General features: G+C 59.8%; 18 protein-coding genes. All 18 read left to right on the top strand.

The features are described from left to right. Positions 1 to 5: 5 nt before the first annotated feature. The 18 genes from fliF to flhA all read left to right on the top strand — a co-directional run bounded on the left by fliF (position 6) and on the right by flhA (position 17,306). Positions 6 to 1,784 (top strand): flagellar basal-body MS-ring/collar protein FliF, encoded by a 1,779-nt coding sequence (gene fliF / locus IE038_RS11650; RefSeq protein ID WP_163933669.1) that lies wholly within the window; start codon positions 6 to 8, stop codon positions 1,782 to 1,784. Beyond that, the gene (gene fliG, locus IE038_RS11645) at positions 1,777 to 2,796 is read left to right on the top strand and encodes a flagellar motor switch protein FliG (RefSeq protein WP_065759987.1); all 1,020 of its coding nucleotides are present in this window, start codon (positions 1,777 to 1,779) and stop codon (positions 2,794 to 2,796) included. Before fliF ends, fliG begins: the two co-directional genes overlap by 8 nt. Before the next feature lie 135 nt (positions 2,797 to 2,931). Continuing rightward, a complete protein-coding gene (gene fliH / locus IE038_RS11640; RefSeq protein WP_163933666.1) occupies positions 2,932 to 3,693 on the top strand; it encodes a flagellar assembly protein FliH in 762 nt (253 codons plus the stop codon). Continuing rightward, positions 3,683 to 5,041, top strand: coding sequence for a flagellar protein export ATPase FliI (gene fliI / locus IE038_RS11635; protein WP_189395656.1), 1,359 nt, complete (start codon positions 3,683 to 3,685; stop codon positions 5,039 to 5,041). Before fliH ends, fliI begins: the two co-directional genes overlap by 11 nt. A gap of 6 nt (positions 5,042 to 5,047) precedes the next feature. Continuing rightward, complete coding sequence (fliJ, locus tag IE038_RS11630) at positions 5,048 to 5,500, top strand: flagellar export protein FliJ (RefSeq protein WP_163933661.1); 453 nt, start codon at positions 5,048 to 5,050, stop codon at positions 5,498 to 5,500. Between the two features lie 88 nt (positions 5,501 to 5,588). Next, positions 5,589 to 5,891, top strand: coding sequence for an STAS domain-containing protein (locus IE038_RS11625; RefSeq protein WP_163933658.1), 303 nt, complete (start codon positions 5,589 to 5,591; stop codon positions 5,889 to 5,891). Positions 5,892 to 5,899: 8 nt separating this feature from the next. Continuing rightward, positions 5,900 to 7,603 (top strand): ATP-binding SpoIIE family protein phosphatase, encoded by a 1,704-nt coding sequence (locus IE038_RS11620; RefSeq protein WP_163933655.1) that lies wholly within the window; start codon positions 5,900 to 5,902, stop codon positions 7,601 to 7,603. Positions 7,604 to 7,628: 25 nt separating this feature from the next. Next, positions 7,629 to 7,976, top strand: a complete 348-nt coding sequence (locus IE038_RS11615) for an Hpt domain-containing protein (protein ID WP_163933652.1) — start codon at positions 7,629 to 7,631, stop codon at positions 7,974 to 7,976. Between the two features lie 97 nt (positions 7,977 to 8,073). Continuing rightward, on the top strand, positions 8,074 to 9,435 hold the full coding sequence (locus IE038_RS11610) for a flagellar hook-length control protein FliK (RefSeq protein ID WP_163933650.1): 1,362 nt from the start codon (positions 8,074 to 8,076) through the stop codon (positions 9,433 to 9,435). Positions 9,436 to 9,600: 165 nt separating this feature from the next. Further along, on the top strand, positions 9,601 to 10,098 hold the full coding sequence (fliL, locus tag IE038_RS11605; protein WP_189395654.1) for a flagellar basal body-associated protein FliL: 498 nt from the start codon (positions 9,601 to 9,603) through the stop codon (positions 10,096 to 10,098). A 9-nt stretch (positions 10,099 to 10,107) separates the two neighbouring features. Further along, positions 10,108 to 11,076, top strand: a complete 969-nt coding sequence (fliM, locus tag IE038_RS11600) for a flagellar motor switch protein FliM (protein ID WP_065759996.1) — start codon at positions 10,108 to 10,110, stop codon at positions 11,074 to 11,076. Between the two features lie 48 nt (positions 11,077 to 11,124). Continuing rightward, positions 11,125 to 11,589, top strand: coding sequence for a flagellar motor switch protein FliN (gene fliN / locus IE038_RS11595; protein WP_163933647.1), 465 nt, complete (start codon positions 11,125 to 11,127; stop codon positions 11,587 to 11,589). A gap of 24 nt (positions 11,590 to 11,613) precedes the next feature. Then, positions 11,614 to 12,039: a flagellar biosynthetic protein FliO gene (gene fliO, locus IE038_RS11590; RefSeq protein ID WP_163933691.1), complete on the top strand. Its 426-nt coding sequence runs from the start codon at positions 11,614 to 11,616 to the stop codon at positions 12,037 to 12,039. After that, complete coding sequence (fliP, locus tag IE038_RS11585; protein ID WP_065759999.1) at positions 12,039 to 12,791, top strand: flagellar type III secretion system pore protein FliP; 753 nt, start codon at positions 12,039 to 12,041, stop codon at positions 12,789 to 12,791. Before fliO ends, fliP begins: the two co-directional genes overlap by 1 nt. 11 nt (positions 12,792 to 12,802) lie before the next feature. Next, positions 12,803 to 13,072: a flagellar biosynthesis protein FliQ gene (gene fliQ, locus IE038_RS11580; RefSeq protein WP_163933644.1), complete on the top strand. Its 270-nt coding sequence runs from the start codon at positions 12,803 to 12,805 to the stop codon at positions 13,070 to 13,072. Between the two features lie 7 nt (positions 13,073 to 13,079). Further along, a complete protein-coding gene (gene fliR / locus IE038_RS11575) occupies positions 13,080 to 13,856 on the top strand; it encodes a flagellar biosynthetic protein FliR (RefSeq protein ID WP_065760001.1) in 777 nt (258 codons plus the stop codon). 2 nt (positions 13,857 to 13,858) lie between these two features. Then, entirely contained in the window at positions 13,859 to 14,995 is a 1,137-nt protein-coding gene (gene flhB, locus IE038_RS11570; protein ID WP_163933641.1) for a flagellar biosynthesis protein FlhB, read from the top strand. Positions 14,996 to 15,176: 181 nt separating this feature from the next. After that, positions 15,177 to 17,306: a flagellar biosynthesis protein FlhA gene (gene flhA / locus IE038_RS11565; RefSeq protein WP_163933639.1), complete on the top strand. Its 2,130-nt coding sequence runs from the start codon at positions 15,177 to 15,179 to the stop codon at positions 17,304 to 17,306. Position 17,307 lies beyond the last annotated feature (1 nt).

Genomic DNA, 17,307 nt, shown 5'->3' with positions numbered 1-17,307 from the left:
GAGTCATGGCCGAAGCAGTCGTCGATAACGTGCCAGCCAATAGCAGGCCGCCAGCTCCCAAGCCGCCTTTATTCGGTTTGTCGTTCCTGGAAAATATTTCGCAGATGCCGGTGCTGCGTCAGGTCGGTCTGCTGGTCGGTCTTGCCGCGAGCGTGGCGATTGGCTTTGCCGTAGTGCTTTGGTCACAGCAGCCTGACTACCGTCCGCTGTATGGCAGCCTCACCGGCATGGACACCAAGCAGGTCATGGAAACGCTGGCTGCTGCGGATATCCCGTACAACGTCGAACCCAACTCGGGTGCGTTGCTGGTCAAGTCCGAGGATATTTCCCGTGCCCGCTTGAAACTGGCTGCTGCCGGCGTAGCGCCGAGCGATGGCAATGTCGGTTTTGAAATCCTCGACAAGGAGCAGGGGCTGGGCACCAGCCAGTTCATGGAAGCGACCCGCTATCGTCGGGGCCTCGAAGGTGAGCTGGCGCGGACCATTTCCAGCCTGAGCAATGTCAAGGGCGCGCGTGTCCATCTGGCGATTCCGAAAAGTTCGGTGTTCGTCCGTGACGAGCGAAAACCCAGCGCCTCGATTCTGGTCGAGTTGTACCCGGGCCGTGGTCTTGAGCCTGGTCAGGTGATGGCCATCATCAACCTGGTGGCAACCAGCGTACCGGAGCTGGAAAAGTCTCAGGTCACCGTGGTTGACCAGAAGGGCAACCTGCTCTCCGATCAGGTGCAGAACTCCGAACTGAGCATGGCTGGCAAACAGTTCGATTACAGCCGCCGCATGGAAGGCATGCTGACTCAGCGCGTACACAACATCCTGAACCCTGTACTGGGCAATGACCGCTACAAGGCGGAAGTGTCCACCGACGTCGACTTCAGTGCGGTCGAGTCGACCTCTGAACAGTTCAACCCAGACCAGCCTGCCTTGCGTAGCGAGCAGTCGGTCAATGAACAGCGCTCCAGCAGCATGGGGCCGCAAGGTGTGCCAGGGGCGCTGAGCAACCAGCCTCCCGGTCCTGCTTCGGCGCCACAACAGACCGGCCAGGCGCAGGCCGCCGCTGGCATGATTCAGCCAGGCCAGCCACTGCTCGATGCCAATGGGCAGCAGATCATGGACCCGGCAACCGGCCAGCCAATGCTTGCGCCGTACCCGGCAGACAAACGCCAGCAGTCGACCAAGAACTTTGAACTGGACCGCTCCATCAGCCATACCCGTCAGCAGCAAGGGCGTCTGACGCGCCTGTCGGTTGCCGTGGTGGTTGACGATCAGGTCAAGCTCGACCCTGCTACCGGCGAGACCACGCGTACGCCTTGGGGTGCCGAAGATTTGGCGCGCTTTACCCGCCTGGTTCAGGACGCAGTGGGCTTTGATGCCAGCCGCGGTGACAGCGTCAGTGTGATCAACGTACCGTTTGCTGCCGACCGTGGCGAAGAGATCGCCGATATTCCGTTCTATTCGCAGCCCTGGTTCTGGGACATCGTCAAGCAAGTGCTTGGTGTGCTCTTTATCCTGGTGCTGGTGTTCGGTGTATTGCGTCCGGTGCTCAACAACATCACCGGCAATGGCAAGCAAGCCGCTGGCGATGGCGACATGGAACTGGGCGGTATGATCGGTCTGGATGGCGAACTGGCCAACGACCGGGTAACCCTGGGTGGTCCGCAAAGCATTCTCTTGCCGAGCCCGAGCGAGGGCTATGACGCTCAGCTCAATGCAATCAAGAGCCTGGTGGCCGAAGACCCGGGCCGTGTGGCCCAGGTCGTGAAAGAGTGGATCAACGCCGATGAGTGATAACCGAGCGGTTACCGCCAAACTGACCCGTGTCGACAAGGCCGCTATCCTGCTGTTGTCATTGGGTGAAACCGACGCTGCACAAGTGTTGCGCCACATGGGGCCCAAGGAGGTCCAGCGGGTCGGCGTGGCCATGGCGCAAATGGGCAACGTGCATCGCGAGCAGGTCGAGCAGGTGATGAGCGAGTTCGTCGAGATCGTCGGCGACCAGACCAGCCTTGGCGTCGGCTCCGACGGTTACATCCGCAAGATGCTGACCCAGGCATTGGGTGAAGACAAGGCCAACGGCCTGATCGATCGTATCCTGCTCGGTGGTAACACCAGTGGCCTGGACAGCCTGAAATGGATGGAGCCGCGCGCTGTAGCCGATGTGATTCGTTACGAGCACCCGCAGATTCAGGCCATTGTCGTGGCCTATCTCGACCCTGACCAGGCGGGTGAGGTGCTGAGCAACTTCGACCACAAGGTGCGCCTGGACATCATCCTGCGTGTATCGTCACTGAATACGGTTCAGCCAGCGGCACTCAAGGAACTGAACCAGATCCTCGAGAAGCAGTTCTCTGGCAACTCCAATGCTGCTCGGACGACGCTGGGTGGTATCAAGCGTGCTGCCGACATCATGAACTTCCTCGACAGTTCCGTCGAAGGCCAGCTCATGGACGCGATCCGCGATGTGGATGGCGATCTTTCCGAGCAGATCGAAGACCTCATGTTTGTCTTCAACAACCTTGCCGATGTCGACGACCGAGGCATTCAGGCCCTGTTGCGCGAAGTGTCCTCCGACGTGCTGGTGGTTTCGCTCAAAGGTGCTGATGAGCGGGTCAAGGACAAGGTCTTCAAGAACATGTCCAAGCGTGCTTCGGAGTTGCTGCGTGACGATCTTGAGGCCAAGGGGCCGGTTCGTGTCAGCGATGTCGAAGCGGCGCAGAAAGAAATCCTCACCATTGCCCGACGCATGGCCGAAGCTGGAGAAATCGTGCTTGGCGGCAAGGGTGCCGAGGAAATGATCTAACGACCTTGATGCGGGTGCCGTCACATTGCAGGCCGGCACCCGCGATAGGATCAATGCGATGCCGGTGGATGCGCGGTGTTCGCATCGCTGGCACGCCAGTGCCGATACGGTGCTTTATTTTGAGCGCGTGGAATCATGTCGACCAACGAGCATTTAACTGAACTGATTCGCGCTGGCGACCTGGAAGCCTTCGATCGTTGGGCTTTGCCTTCGTTCGACCCGGAGCCAGAACCCGAGCCTGAACCGGAACCCGAGATCGTCGAAGACGAGATAGAGGAAGTGCCGCTGGAGGAAGTCCAGCCGCTGACGCTTGAAGAGTTGGAGAGTATCCGTCAGGAGGCCTACAACGAGGGCTTCGCCACCGGTGAGCGCGAAGGCTTCCACAGCACTCAGCTCAAGGTTCGGCAAGAGGCCGAAGTGGCCCTGGCCGCCAAGTTGGCCAGTCTTGAGCAACTGATGAGCAACCTGCTTGAGCCGATTGCCGAGCAGGATGTCCAGATCGAAAAGTCTCTGGTACATCTGGTTGCGCACATCTCGCGGCAGGTCGTTGGCCGTGAGCTGCGCATCGACTCCAGTGAGATCACCCATGTGCTGCGCGAAGCGTTGAAGCTGCTGCCGATGGGTGCGGACAATATCCGTATTCACGTCAATCCGCAGGACTTCGAGCTGGCCAAGGCGCTGCGCGAACGTCATGAAGAAAGCTGGCGTCTGCTCGAAGATGAAGCGCTGCTGCCGGGAGGTTGCCGTATCGAGACTTCCCAGAGCCGCATTGACGCGACCATGGAAACGCGTATCGAGAAAGCCGTGGCGCAGTTGTTCGACCAGTTGCACGACCAGAGCCTGCATCCGGCAGCGCCGGACCTGGCCATCGAACTGGACGCGCCCGATGCGCCTTGAGCGTACCAGCTTCGGCAAGCGTCTCGGCACCTATGCCGACGCCGTCAAGTTGCCGTCTCAGCCGGTTGTCGAAGGGCGGTTGTTGCGCATGGTCGGCCTTACGCTGGAGGCCGAGGGGTTACGTGCGGCAGTCGGCAGTCGTTGCGTGGTCATCAATGACGATAGCTATCACCCGGTGCAGGTTGAAGCCGAGGTCATGGGCTTCTCCGGTGGCAAGGTGTTTCTGATGCCGGTGGGCAGCGTGGCGGGTATCGCGCCGGGAGCCCGGGTCGTACCGCTCGCTGAGAGCGGCCGCCTGCCGATGGGCATGAGCATGCTCGGGCGGGTGCTTGACGGTGCCGGTCGTGCGCTGGACGGCAAGGGCGGCATGAGGGCTGAAGATTGGGTGCCGATGGATGGTCCGACGATCAACCCGCTCAACCGCGACCCGATCAGCCAGCCTCTGGATGTCGGCATCCGCAGTATCAATGGCCTGCTCACCGTGGGGCGCGGCCAGCGCCTGGGGCTGTTCGCCGGTACCGGCGTGGGCAAGAGTGTGCTGCTGGGCATGATGACCCGGTTTACCGAAGCCGACATCATCGTCGTCGGGCTGATTGGTGAGCGGGGGCGTGAGGTCAAGGAGTTCATCGAGCACATCCTGGGTACTGAAGGCTTGAAACGCTCCGTCGTGGTTGCCTCGCCCGCCGATGATGCACCGCTGATGCGCTTGCGGGCCGCCATGTACTGCACGCGTATCGCCGAGTATTTCCGCGACAAGGGCAAGAATGTCCTGTTGCTGATGGATTCACTGACGCGCTTTGCCCAGGCACAGCGGGAAATTGCCCTGGCCATCGGCGAGCCGCCGGCGACCAAGGGGTATCCGCCGTCGGTGTTTGCCAAGCTGCCCAAGCTAGTGGAGCGAGCCGGTAACGGTGAGGCCGGTGGTGGCTCGATCACTGCGTTCTATACCGTATTGTCCGAAGGTGATGACCAGCAAGACCCGATTGCGGATTCGGCGCGGGGCGTGCTCGATGGCCATATCGTGCTGTCGCGGCGGCTGGCTGAAGAAGGGCATTACCCGGCCATTGATATCGAAGCCTCTATCAGTCGGGTGATGCCGCAGGTGGTCAGCCCTGAGCAGATGGGGCAAGCCCAGCAGTTCAAGCAGCTGTGGTCGCGCCTTTCGCAAAGCCGCGACCTGATCAGTGTGGGCGCCTACGTTGCCGGGGGCGACCGCGAGACCGACCTGGCGATTTCGCTGCAACCGAAGTTGGTGCACTTCCTGCGCCAAGGGCTGAACGACAACGTCAGCCTCGCTGCGAGCGGCGAACAGTTGGCCAGTGTGTTCGCGCCCGTCGCGCCGGGCTGATAGATCATGGCCCAGCCAAGTCGAGCGGCGCGTCTTGCGCCCGTAGTGGAAATGGCCGAGAACAATGAGCGTCAGGCAGCTCAGCGCCTCGGCCAGTTCCAGCAGCAGGTGAATATGGCTCAGGCCAAGCTTGCCGAGCTTGATCGCTTTCGCGAAGAGTATCAGCAGCAGTGGCTGCAGCGGGGCGGGCAGGGGGTTACGGGTAACTGGTTGATGGGGTATCAACGCTTTCTCAGTCAGTTGGACACGGCAATGGCCCAGCAGCACCAGAGCCTGACCTGGCACAAGAGTAATCTGCATAACGCCCGCACGACCTGGCAGCAAGCCTATGCGCGCGTCGAGGGATTGCGCAAACTGGTGCAGCGTTACATTGACGAAGCGCGGATGGTGGAGGACAAGCGCGAGCAAAAGCTGCTCGACGAGCTGTCGCAGCGCCTGCCCAGGCATGATCGTTACTGATATTTAGTACGGTTTGGGTTGTCGTGGCGTGGGAGGGCTGCTACACCTTCCTTTGTCTGCAATTGCCATCTTCGAAGGAATCGCATAAATGGCTGTGGAATCCGAGCTATCCCAGGACGGGAAACTGACCATTCGCGTGAAGGGTCGGTTTGACTTTGGCAGGCACATGGAGTTCCGGGGTTCATACGAGCGCCTTCAATCCGTACCTCGCTGTGTTGTGGTCGACCTCAAGGAGGCAACGTACCTCGACAGCTCTGCGCTGGGCATGCTGTTGCTGTTGCGTGACCATATGGGGGGCGACAAGTCGCAGGTCAGCATGGTCAATGTCGGCTCGGATGTGCGCAAGATCCTGGCGATTTCCAATTTTGACAAGCTGTTTGACATCAGTTGAGCCTGCCCATGTCAAGTCAGGATGTCTTGACCGTACTGATTGCCGAAGACAGCGCGACTGATCGGTTGTTGCTGGCCGCTATCGTTCAAAAGCAAGGGCACCAGGTGTTGATGGCGGAAAATGGCGAACAGGCGGTTGCCTTGTTTGCGGCCCAACGACCGCACCTGGTGCTGCTCGATGCCTTGATGCCGGTCATGGATGGCTTTGAGGCGGCGCGCACGATCAAGCTTTTGGCGGGTGAAACCCTGGTGCCTGTGATCTTTCTGACTTCGCTGAGCGAAGAGGAAGCGCTGGTGCGTTGCCTGGAGGCCGGCGGGGATGACTTTCTCGCCAAGCCTTACAGTCAGGTGATCCTGGCGGCGAAAATCAAGGCCATGGAGCGCATGCGTCGCCTGCAGGCGACGGTGCTTGAGCAGCGTGATCAGCTTGCCCATCATCACCGTCATCTGCTCAATGAGCAGCGGGTGGCCAAGGCGGTTTTCGATAAGGTGGCGCATGCAGGTTGCCTGGACTCGCCGAACATCCGTTTCCTGCAGTCCCCTTATGCGCTGTTCAACGGCGACTTGATGCTGGCAGCCTTTACACCCTCCGGGGATATGCATGTGCTGCTGGGCGACTTCACAGGCCATGGCTTGCCCGCTGCAGTGGGCGCGATGCCATTGGCGGAGGTGTTCTATGGCATGACGGCCAAGGGCTACGGCCTGGCGGAGACCTTGCGCGAGATGAACGCCAAGCTCAAACGTATATTGCCGGTGGACATGTTCTGTTGTGCGGTTCTGCTCAATGTGAGTTTTCAGCGGCGTACGGTTGAGGTGTGGAACGGCGGTATGCCCGATGCCTACTTGCTGCGGGCTACCGGCGGCGAGCCATTGCCGCTGGTGTCACATTTCCTGCCACTGGGTGTTCTGCCCCCAGAGCAATTCGATGACCATACGCAGGTGGTGCCCATGGCGGTGGGGGATCGTCTGTTTCTGCTCAGCGATGGCGTTGTCGATACCCGTGATGAAAATGAGCAGTTGTTTGGTGCTGAGCGCCTGCGTCAGGTGCTCATCGCCAATCAGGTGCCCGGGCAGCTGTTTGAGGATATCCAGGCGGCGTTAGCGCATTTTGGCGGGCAGCCCCGTGATGATGTGAGCATGATGGACCTGTGCATGGTCGAGTCTCATGCGTTGTCGCTGCCGCCGCTCACTTACACCGACAGCGGTCAATCCAGCCCGCTGGACTGGTCGCTCCACCTGGAGTTTCGTGCTGAAAGCCTCAAGCGCTTTAATCCGCTGCCCTTCCTCTTGCACCTGTTGCAGGAAATTCATGGTTTGCGGGTTCGCAGTGGTGAGTTGCACAGCGTGCTCAGCGAGTTGTACTCCAATGCGCTGGAGCACGGCGTGTTGGCGCTTGATTCCCGGTTGAAGCGAGATGCCTGCGGGTTTACCGAGTACTATCGGGAGCGAAATCGGCGTCTACAGGCCTTGCAGGAGGGTTACATTCGCGTGGGCCTGCAGGTGGAGCCTCTCGCCTCGGGTGGGCGTCTGACCATTGAAGTCGAAGACAGCGGCGCGGGCTTCGACGTCGAGAGCGTGCTTGGGTGCTCGCGGGCTGGGCAAGGTTTTTTTGGCCGTGGCTTGAGCTTGATACGCGGTTTGAGCCAGCAGGCGCAATGGCTTGATGGCGGGCGTCGCGCCTGCGTAGTGTTCGTCTGGGTGTCTGAGGCATAATCCAGCTTGATCAAGGAGTGAACAAGTGTCAGACAATCATATTGATCGCAAGGTACTGAGCGATTTGCAGGAAGTCATGGAAGATGGCTATCTGTATCTGCTTGAAACCTTTCTCTCGGACTCTGAGGAGCGCCTTAGCCAGTTGCATGAGGCCAAGGATGCCGAGGAGCTCGGCTTGGCTGCCCATAGCTTCAAGGGCAGCACCGGCAATATGGGGGCAATGGTGTTGGCCGAACTGTGTCAGCAGCTTGAGGAGCGAGTAAAGCAGCGCCCGCTCTACGGCATCGAGGATCTCATCAACCGCATTGATCGTGAATATGCGGCGGTTCGTCAGCTGTACTGTGCTGAGCGACAACGGATCCTGATCGGGTGATGTGTGTTGCCGACGTGGCGTGCTGCTTCGGGCTGGCGTGACTTTTGCAGTATCTTTTCCATCACTGTATCAGACACGCTGTCACGGAGACCCTTTCATGCCTGTCGCCACAAACCCATTGCTGCAATCGGGCTCCGTAGCCAATTCATCGCGGGCATCCGTTGCGTCCTCGGACAAGTCTCAGCAGGCGCTTGGCGACAAGGCTTCAGGCTTCTCCCAAGTGCTTTCGCAATCCAGGGACAAGGTCGCAGATGCGCCTTCGGTCGATAAGTCGGCTGTGCCGACCGGTGCTGCCAATAGTGGCAACAGCAAGGTCGACGGGCAGCAGAAAGTTGCCGTCAGCGGCAAAAACTTGCCTGCGGATAAAGCGGATAAAAAAGACGTTCAGCGTCAGGATGACGCTCAGGCCGCCGACCCTGCGCCAGCGGAAGACGCTGTGGCGGCAGATGGCACGGTCGATCAGACCGATCCGCAGTTACTTGATCCGAGTCTGGTTGCCGGTCAGATCACCGACGCGCAGCCAGGGGCGCAACTGATCCAGGCTCAGGCCGAAGCGGTCGCGCCTGTGGTACAGGCTGCGCAGCTCCAGGCGCAGGCGCCGGTTGCCGAGGATGTCCCGCAAGAACCACCTTTCGATCCTGAGGCTGATCCGCTTGCGGATTTGCCGACACTGCGTCTTGCACTGGAGCAGAGTGCTCAGGCCCAGGGAACGACGTCGGTGAATGCCGCTACAACCGGCAAATCGGCTCAGCCACAATCTGAAGCGGTTCCGGGGCAGTCTGCCGTCAATACACTGGCGGCCATCGTCGACAAGCCAGGTGCCGAGACGGAGCAGGGCGAGCCTGGTGACAAGGCGTTTGGTGCGCTGCTGGACGACGGTCTGAAAGATCCCAAGGCGGCCGCCAGTGATACGCGTGTCGATAACTTTGCCGAGCGCTTGAGTGCCTTGACCCAGGCGGCAACCGCCAAGACAGCCAATGCCGTACCGGTTGCAGCAGCGCCCCTGAATCAACCGCTGGCCATGAACCAGAGCGGGTGGACCGAAGGTCTGGTCAACCGTGTCATGTACCTGTCCAGTCAGAACCTGAAGTCAGCCGATATCCAGCTGCAGCCTGCTGAGCTGGGGCGCCTGGACATTCGTGTCAACCTGGCGGCCGACCAGCCGGCCCAGATCACTTTCGTCAGTGGTCATGTCGTGGTTCGCGATGCGCTTGAGGGGCAGGTACATCGTCTGCGTGAATTGTTTGCCCAGCAGGGGCTGGCGCAGCCGGATGTCAACGTTTCCGATCAGTCGCGTGGTCAGCAACAGGGCGCTGAAGAAGGTCCGCGCCTGAGCGGTGTTGCTTCGCGGCGCAGTGAGTCTGGCGAGTCCGGCGAGCTGAGCGAGGGTGAAGCGGGCGTCAAAGCGGTCGAGCGGCAGGTGGTGATCGGCTCCAGTGCAGTGGATTACTACGCCTGATGTGAGTCGCAGCGGGGCCCGCGCAAGGCTGGCCCCTTTCGGTTTTTTTCGGGCGACCTTGCCGGTGCTTCCGGGAATCGATCAGCTGTTCCGGAAAACTGGCATAACACTTGCTCAACCCTCGCCATCTGACTGAAATCTCTTGATGAGTGACGGATTATTGGCATGGCGAAGAGCGACGCAGTGAAAGACCCCGCCTCGAAAGGCAAACTCAAACTGATCCTGCTGCTGGTATTGGCATTGCTCCTGGCGATTGGTTTGTCCGTGGGGGCCACTTGGTTCTTCCTGCACAAGGCTGGCAGCAAGCCTGAGGCCGAACCCGCGCAGGCGACCAACGTCAAGCCGGCAGCGATCTACGAACCGCTGTCTCCTGCATTCGTAGTCAACTTCAACCAGAACGGTCGTCAGCGTTTCATGCAGGTGAGTATCACCATGCAGGGGCGCGATCAGGCAGCGCTGGATGCACTGAAGGTGCATATGCCGGTAATCCGCAACAACCTGGTCATGCTGTTCTCCGGTCAGGGCTTCGATACCCTGGCAACGCCGGTCGGCCAGGAAATGTTGCGCCAGAAGGCCACTGCCAGTGTTCAGGAAGTGGCGCAGAAGGAAGTTGGCAAGCTGGTCGTCGACCAGTTGCTGTTCACCAATTTCGTATTGCAGTAGGAGCCCAAAATGGCCGTGCAGGACCTGCTGTCCCAGGATGAAATCGATGCCCTGTTGCACGGTGTCGATGATGGTCTGGTGCAAACCGAAAGCGCTGCCGAGCCTGGTAGTGTCAAAAGTTACGACCTGACCAGCCAGGATCGGATCGTCCGCGGACGCATGCCGACCCTGGAAATGATCAACGAGCGTTTCGCCCGTTACACCCGTATCAGCATGTTCAACCTGTTGCGTCGTTCCGCCGATGTGGCGGTAGGCGGTGTACAGGTAATGAAGTTTGGCGAGTACGTGCATTCGTTGTACGTGCCGACCAGCTTGAACCTGGTGAAAATCAAGCCGTTGCGTGGCACGTCGCTGTTCATCCTTGATGCCAAGCTGGTGTTCAAGCTGGTGGACAACTTCTTTGGCGGTGACGGTCGTCACGCCAAGATCGAGGGTCGGGAGTTCACGCCGACTGAGCTGCGTGTGGTACGCATGGTGCTGGATCAGGCCTTCGTCGACTTGAAGGAAGCCTGGCAGGCGATCATGCCGGTCAACTTTGAGTACATCAACTCGGAGGTCAACCCGGCCATGGCCAACATCGTCGGCCCGAGTGAGGCTGTGGTGGTTTCGACCTTCCACATCGAACTCGATGGTGGCGGTGGCGACCTGCACGTGACCATGCCGTACTCGATGATCGAGCCGGTGCGGGAGATGCTTGATGCAGGCTTCCAGTCCGACCTGGATGACCAGGATGAACGATGGGTCAAGGCGCTGCGAGAAGACGTGCTGGATGTCAGCGTGCCCTTGAGTGCCACGGTGGCTCGACGTCAGTTGCGCCTGCGCGACATCCTGCACATGCAGCCCGGCGACGTGATCCCTATCGAATTACCCGAAGAACTGATCCTGCGGGCTAATGGCGTGCCGTCGTTCAAGGCCAAGCTGGGTTCGCACAAGGGCACCCTGGCCCTGCAGATAACCGATCCGATCGAGCGCCGCTAAGCGGTGCTGCTGGTTTACCCCCCGAATTGATTGTACGTCGAGGACAAAATGGCTGACGAAAACGATATCACCTCCATGGAAGATCAGGCCCTGGCCGATGAGTGGGCTGCTGCCTTGAGCGAAACTGGCGAGGGCGGTCAGGCCGACATCGATGCCCTGATGTCGGGTGGCAGCACGGCGCCTGCTTCGGGTCGCCTGCCGATGGAGGAGTTTCCTTCCTCGCCGCGCAGCAATGAGCAGGTCAGCCTGGAAGGGCCGAACCTGGATGTGATCCTGGATATTCCAGTGAGCATTTCCATGGAAGTCGGCAGTACTGAAATCAACATCCGTAACCTGCTGCAACTCAACCAGGGTTCGGTCATCGAACTTGATCGTCTGGCCGGTGAGCCGCTGGATGTACTGGTTAACGGCACGCTGATTGCTCACGGCGAAGTGGTTGTGGTCAACGAGAAGTTCGGTATTCGTCTGACCGACGTGATCAGCCCGAGCGAACGTATCAAGAAGCTGCGCTAAGTGAAAAACACTCTGCTCAAGGGCCTGGTCGTGGCCGGCCTGTTCTTCGTCGACGTGGCCTTTGCAGCACAACCAGTGGCAACTGCCGCAGCGCCCGTTGCACCCGGAAGTGTCGGTGGGCAGTTGGCGCAGTTGGTGCTGGGGCTGCTGGTGGTTGTCGGCCTGATCTTCTTCCTGGCCTGGCTGCTGCGCCGGGTGCAGCAGGCCGCGCCTCGTGGTGATCAGGTGATCGAGATCATCGGTACGCGGGCCTTGGGGCCGCGCGACCGCCTGCTGCTGGTCAAGGTGGGTAACGAGCAGATTCTGCTGGGGCATTCGCCCGGCACGATCGAGGCTTTGCACGTATTGCGTGAGCCTGTCGAAGTGCCGTCGGGTGCGCGACAGGCTACGCCGGAATTCGCTCAGCGCCTGATGGAGTTGCTGGGCAAGGATCAGAAGGACAAGACGTAATGGGCGCATTGCGCATGATGTTGACGCTGCTGCTGATGCTGGCGGCGCCGTTGGCCCTGGCTGCCGATCCGTTGTCGATCCCGGCCATTACCTTGTCCAATGGGGCGAATGGGCAGCAGGAATACTCTGTCAGCCTGCAGATCCTGCTGATCATGACCGCGCTGAGTTTCATTCCAGCGTTCGTCATACTGATGACCAGTTTCACCCGGATCATTATCGTCTTCTCGATTTTGCGTCAGGCCCTGGGCTTGCAGCAGACCCCGTCGAACCAGATCCTGACCGGCATGGCGCTGTTCCTGACCATGTTCATCATGGCTCCGGTGTTCGATCGGGTGAACCGCGATGCCCTGCAGCCTTACCTGAACGAAACGCTCACGGCGCAGGATGCCATTGCCAAGGCCGAAGTGCCGCTGAAGGACTTCATGCTGGCGCAAACCCGGCAGAGCGACCTTGACCTGTTCATGCGTCTGTCCAAGCGTACTGACATCGCAACGCCTGACCAGGCACCGTTGACGATTCTGGTGCCGGCCTTTGTGACCTCCGAGCTCAAGACCGCGTTTCAAATCGGCTTCATGATCTTCATTCCGTTCTTGATCATCGACCTGGTGGTCGCCAGTGTGCTGATGGCCATGGGTATGATGATGCTTTCGCCGTTGATCATCTCGTTGCCGTTCAAGATCATGCTCTTCGTGCTGGTGGACGGCTGGGCGCTTATCATTGGTACCCTGGCCGGCAGTTTCGGCGGCGTCTAGGAGAATCGCGCATGACCCCGGAAGTCGCTGTCGACCTGTTTCGCGATGCGCTGTGGCTGACCACGATGATGGTGGCCGTGCTGGTTGTGCCGAGCCTGCTGGTCGGCCTGGTGGTCGCGATGTTTCAGGCGGCTACCCAGATCAACGAGCAGACCTTGAGCTTCTTGCCGCGGCTGTTGGTGATGCTGGTGACCCTGATCGTAGTGGGGCCGTGGCTGGTTCGCACGTTCATGGAGTACATCGTGTCGCTGTACAGCAGTATCCCGCAGCTGATCGGTTGAGTGCGGCATGCTTGAGTTGACCGATGCGCAGATCAGCACGTGGGTGGCCTCGTTCATCCTGCCGCTGTTTCGTGTGGCTGCCGTGCTGATGACCATGCCGATTTTCGGTACCACCTTGTTGCCCGCGCGCATCCGTCTGTATTTCGCGGTGGCCATTACGGTGGTTATCGTGCCTGGCTTGCCGCCCCTGCCTGAGGTCAATCCGTTGAGCCTGAGCGGGTTGCTGCTGATTGCCGAGCAGGTGATCATCGGCGCCTTGTTCGGCATGGCGCTGCAGTTGTTCTTCCAGGCCTTTGTGATTGCCGGGCAAATTGTCGCCATCCAGATGGGTATGGCGTTCGCCTCCATGGTCGACCCGGCCAACGGTGTTAACGTCGCGGTGGTCAGCCAGTTCCTGACGATGCTGGTGACGCTCTTGTTTCTGTCGATGAACGGCCATCTGGTGGTGTTTGAGGTTCTCACCGAGAGTTTCACTACGTTGCCGATCGGTAGTGGCCTGCTCGTCAATCATTTCTGGGACATGGCAGGGCGCTTGGGCTGGGTGCTGGGGGCTGCGCTGCTTCTGGTATTGCCCGCGATCACTGCGTTGCTGGTGGTCAACATCGCCTTTGGCGTGATGACCCGCGCCGCGCCGCAGCTGAATATTTTCTCCATCGGCTTTCCCTTGACCCTGGTGTTGGGGCTTGGGATTTTCTGGGTGGGTCTGGCTGACATTTTGTCCCATTACCAGTCATTGGCCTCCGAGGCCCTGCAATGGCTGCGTGAACTGGCGAGGGCGCGCTGAGCATGGCAGAGAGCGAGAGCGGTCAGGACAAAACAGAAGACCCCACCGACAAGCGCAAGAAGGACGCCCGTGAAAAGGGCGAGATTGCGCGCTCCAAAGAACTCAATACGGTCGCGGTGACCCTGGCCGGTGCGGGTGGGTTGTTGGTCTTCGGCGGTGCCTTGGCGCAAACGCTGATGGAGCTGATGCGGATCAATTTCACCTTGTCGCGTGAAGTGCTGATCGACGAGCGCTCCATGGGGATCTTCCTGCTGGCCTCGGGCAAGATGGCCATGCTCGCCACTCAGCCGGTGTTGCTGGTGCTGCTGCTGGCGGCGATCATCGGGCCAATCTCCCTGGGGGGCTTTCTGTTCGCCGGCAGTAGCCTGGCCCCCAAGTTCAGCCGAATGAACCCGATGTCCGGGATCAAGCGCATGTTTTCCATGCACGCGCTGACCGAGTTGCTCAAGGCGTTGGCGAAGTTTTTTGTGATCTTGATGGTGGCCTTGGCGGTGCTGTCTTCAGATCGCGACGACCTGCTTGCCATTGCGCATGAACCGCTCGAACAGGCGGTCATCCATAGTGTCCAGGTGGTGGGCTGGAGTGCCTTGTGGATGGCGGCGGGTCTACTGTTGATCGCTGCTGTGGATGCGCCGCTGCAACTTTGGCAGGCGCACAAGAAGCTGTTGATGACCAAGCAGGAAGTGCGTGACGAGTACAAGGACAGTGAAGGCCGTCCAGAGGTCAAGCAGCGTATTCGTCAGACTCAGCGCGAGATGTCGCAGCGCCGAATGATGGCGGCCATTCCCGAGGCCGATGTGGTCATCACCAACCCGACACACTATGCGGTGGCACTCAAGTACGACCCTGAGAAGGGTGGGGCTCCATTGTTGCTGGCCAAGGGCACTGACTTCATCGCACTGAAGATTCGTGAAATTGCAGGCGAACACAAGATCCAGATTCTTGAGTCGGCGGCGTTGGCGCGATCGATCTACTACTCCACCGAGCTGGAAGAAGAGATTCCGGCAGGCCTGTACCTGGCCGTGGCGCAGGTGTTGGCCTATGTCTTCCAGGTTCGTCAGTACCGTGCGGGCAAGGGCAAGGCGCCGGAGCCCCTCAAGGATGTACCGATTCCGCCGGATTTGCGTCGGGACTCCTGATCCTTCCCTGGTGTGATGCAATCCTGCGGCGAGCAGGCTTGCCGGCGATGATCGCGCGGCATGCTTCCAGGTCCCCCCTAAAAACCTCTTGTTGCTCAACAGACGCAAAGTTGGAAGGCTTCTTGCAGAGGCAGCGCCACGCGTCTTCGTGGCGTCAAAAGTTTGCTTGAGAGGAATACCGGTGGATCGCACTCAGTTAATCAACAGCGCCCGTAGCAACCTGGTCGGCCTTGGCCGTGGAAACCTGGGTGTGCCGCTGTTGCTGCTGGTGTTGCTGGCAATGATGATGTTGCCGATCCCGCCGTTTCTGCTCGACGTGTTCTTCACGTTCAACATCGCCCTGTCGATTGTGGTTCTGCTGGTCTGTGTCTACGCGTTGCGGCCACTGGATTTTGCTGTTTTCCCGACCATTTTGCTGGTGGCGACACTGTTGCGCCTGGCGTTGAACGTGGCGTCGACGCGGGTGGTCATGCTCCATGGCCATGATGGTCATGCTGCCGCCGGTAAGGTGATTCAGGCCTTTGGTGAGGTGGTGATCGGCGGTAACTACGTGGTCGGTATCGTGGTCTTCGCCATCCTGATGATCATCAACTTCGTCGTGGTTACCAAGGGTGCCGGGCGTATCTCCGAAGTGAGTGCGCGGTTTACCCTCGATGCGATGCCCGGTAAGCAAATGGCAATCGACGCCGACCTCAATGCCGGCCTGATCGATCAGGGGCAGGCCAAGGCGCGTCGCTCCGAGGTGGCTCAGGAAGCCGAGTTCTACGGTTCCATGGACGGTGCCAGCAAGTTTGTGCGCGGTGACGCCATCGCCGGCCTGCTGATTCTGTTCATCAACCTGATCGGCGGCATGGCCGTCGGTATGTTCCAGCACAACATGACCTTCGCCGATGCGGGCAAGGTGTATGCGTTGTTGACCATTGGTGACGGTTTGGTGGCGCAATTGCCGTCGCTGCTGTTGTCCACTGCTGCGGCGATCATGGTGACTCGCGCCTCGGGCTCCGAGGACATGGGCAAGCAGATCAACCGGCAGATGTTCGAGTCGCCGAAGGCCTTGGCTGTTTCAGCCGGGATCATGCTGGTGATGGGCCTGGTGCCGGGCATGCCGCACATTGCCTTTATCGGCTTGGCGGCGCTGGCCGGCGGTGCCGCCTACATGGTGTGGCGCAAGCAGAATCAGGCCAAGCTCAAGGCACAGGAAATGGCTCAGTTGCAGCAAGACCTGCTGCCGTCTCCGCAGCGCGCGATGGAAACCAAGGAGCTGGGTTGGGATGACGTCACGCCGATTGACATGATTGGCCTGGAAGTGGGCTATCGCCTGATTCCCTTGGTCGATCGCAACCAGGGTGGCCAGCTGTTGGCGCGGATCAAGGGGGTGCGCAAAAAGCTCTCCCAGGACCTGGGTTTTCTGATGCCCACGGTGCATATCCGCGACAACCTGGACCTCGCGCCGAGTGTTTATCGTTTGACGCTCATGGGCGTTATCCTGGCCGAGGCGGAGATCTATCCTGATCGTGAGCTGGCGATCAACCCTGGGCAGGTCTTCGGTACGCTCAACGGCATTGCAGCCAAGGACCCGGCCTTCGGGCTGGAGGCCGTGTGGATCGATGTGGGGCAGCGCAGTCAGGCCCAGTCGCTGGGTTACACCGTGGTCGACGCCAGTACCGTGGTCGCTACGCACTTGAATCAGATCCTGCACAAGCATTGCCATGAGCTGATCGGCCACGAAGAGGTTCAGCAGTTGCTGCAGGTGTTGGCCAAGGGCTCGCCGAAACTGGCCGAGGAGCTGGTGCCGGGCATCATGTCGTTGTCGGGGCTGCTCAAGGTGTTGCAGGCGCTGTTGTCCGAGCAGGTGCCGGTGCGTGATATCCGCAGCATTGCCGAGGCCATCGCGAACAATGCCGGCAAGAGTCAAGATACCGCCGCTTTGGTGGCTGCGGTGCGCGTCGGATTGTGTCGCGCCATCGTGCAAAGCATTGTCGGTACTGAGTCTGAGCTGCCTGTGATCACCCTTGAGCCAAGGTTGGAACAGATTTTGCTCAATAGTTTGCAAAGGGCCGGGCAAGGTCAAGAAGAGGGCGTTCTTCTTGAGCCAAGCATGGCCGAAAAGCTTCAGCGTTCGTTGATCGAGGCTGCCCAGCGTCAGGAAATGCAAGGGCAACCGGCGATCTTGTTGGTCGCAGGGCCGATACGGGCGATGCTGTCGCGTTTTGGTCGCCTGGCAGTACCGAATTTGCATGTTTTGGCGTATCAGGAAATACCTGACAACAAGCAAGTTACCATCGTTGCCACAGTAGGCCCCAACGGCTGAG

Origin of the sequence: Pseudomonas laurentiana (assembly GCF_014648275.1) — a bacterium.
GTDB classification, from domain to species: Bacteria; Pseudomonadota; Gammaproteobacteria; order Pseudomonadales; family Pseudomonadaceae; genus Aquipseudomonas; species Aquipseudomonas laurentiana.
This window is presented reverse-complemented; position numbering and strand designations above follow the sequence as displayed.

What these genes read in the sequence shown, in the direction of transcription:
- fliG (WP_065759987.1), top strand. Translation starts at nt 1,777, where the DNA reads ATGAGTGATAACCGAGCGGTTACCGCCAAACTGACCCGTGTCGACAAG.
- fliR (WP_065760001.1), top strand. Translation starts at nt 13,080, where the DNA reads ATGCTTGAGTTGACCGATGCGCAGATCAGCACGTGGGTGGCCTCGTTC.
- fliQ (WP_163933644.1), top strand. Translation starts at nt 12,803, where the DNA reads ATGACCCCGGAAGTCGCTGTCGACCTGTTTCGCGATGCGCTGTGGCTG.
- fliM (WP_065759996.1), top strand. Translation starts at nt 10,108, where the DNA reads ATGGCCGTGCAGGACCTGCTGTCCCAGGATGAAATCGATGCCCTGTTG.
- fliH (WP_163933666.1), top strand. Translation starts at nt 2,932, where the DNA reads ATGTCGACCAACGAGCATTTAACTGAACTGATTCGCGCTGGCGACCTG.
- fliI (WP_189395656.1), top strand. Translation starts at nt 3,683, where the DNA reads ATGCGCCTTGAGCGTACCAGCTTCGGCAAGCGTCTCGGCACCTATGCC.
- flhB (WP_163933641.1), top strand. Translation starts at nt 13,859, where the DNA reads ATGGCAGAGAGCGAGAGCGGTCAGGACAAAACAGAAGACCCCACCGAC.
- fliJ (WP_163933661.1), top strand. Translation starts at nt 5,048, where the DNA reads ATGGCCCAGCCAAGTCGAGCGGCGCGTCTTGCGCCCGTAGTGGAAATG.
- IE038_RS11610 (WP_163933650.1), top strand. Translation starts at nt 8,074, where the DNA reads ATGCCTGTCGCCACAAACCCATTGCTGCAATCGGGCTCCGTAGCCAAT.
- fliL (WP_189395654.1), top strand. Translation starts at nt 9,601, where the DNA reads ATGGCGAAGAGCGACGCAGTGAAAGACCCCGCCTCGAAAGGCAAACTC.
- fliF (WP_163933669.1), top strand. Translation starts at nt 6, where the DNA reads ATGGCCGAAGCAGTCGTCGATAACGTGCCAGCCAATAGCAGGCCGCCA.
- fliN (WP_163933647.1), top strand. Translation starts at nt 11,125, where the DNA reads ATGGCTGACGAAAACGATATCACCTCCATGGAAGATCAGGCCCTGGCC.
- IE038_RS11620 (WP_163933655.1), top strand. Translation starts at nt 5,900, where the DNA reads ATGTCAAGTCAGGATGTCTTGACCGTACTGATTGCCGAAGACAGCGCG.
- IE038_RS11625 (WP_163933658.1), top strand. Translation starts at nt 5,589, where the DNA reads ATGGCTGTGGAATCCGAGCTATCCCAGGACGGGAAACTGACCATTCGC.
- fliP (WP_065759999.1), top strand. Translation starts at nt 12,039, where the DNA reads ATGGGCGCATTGCGCATGATGTTGACGCTGCTGCTGATGCTGGCGGCG.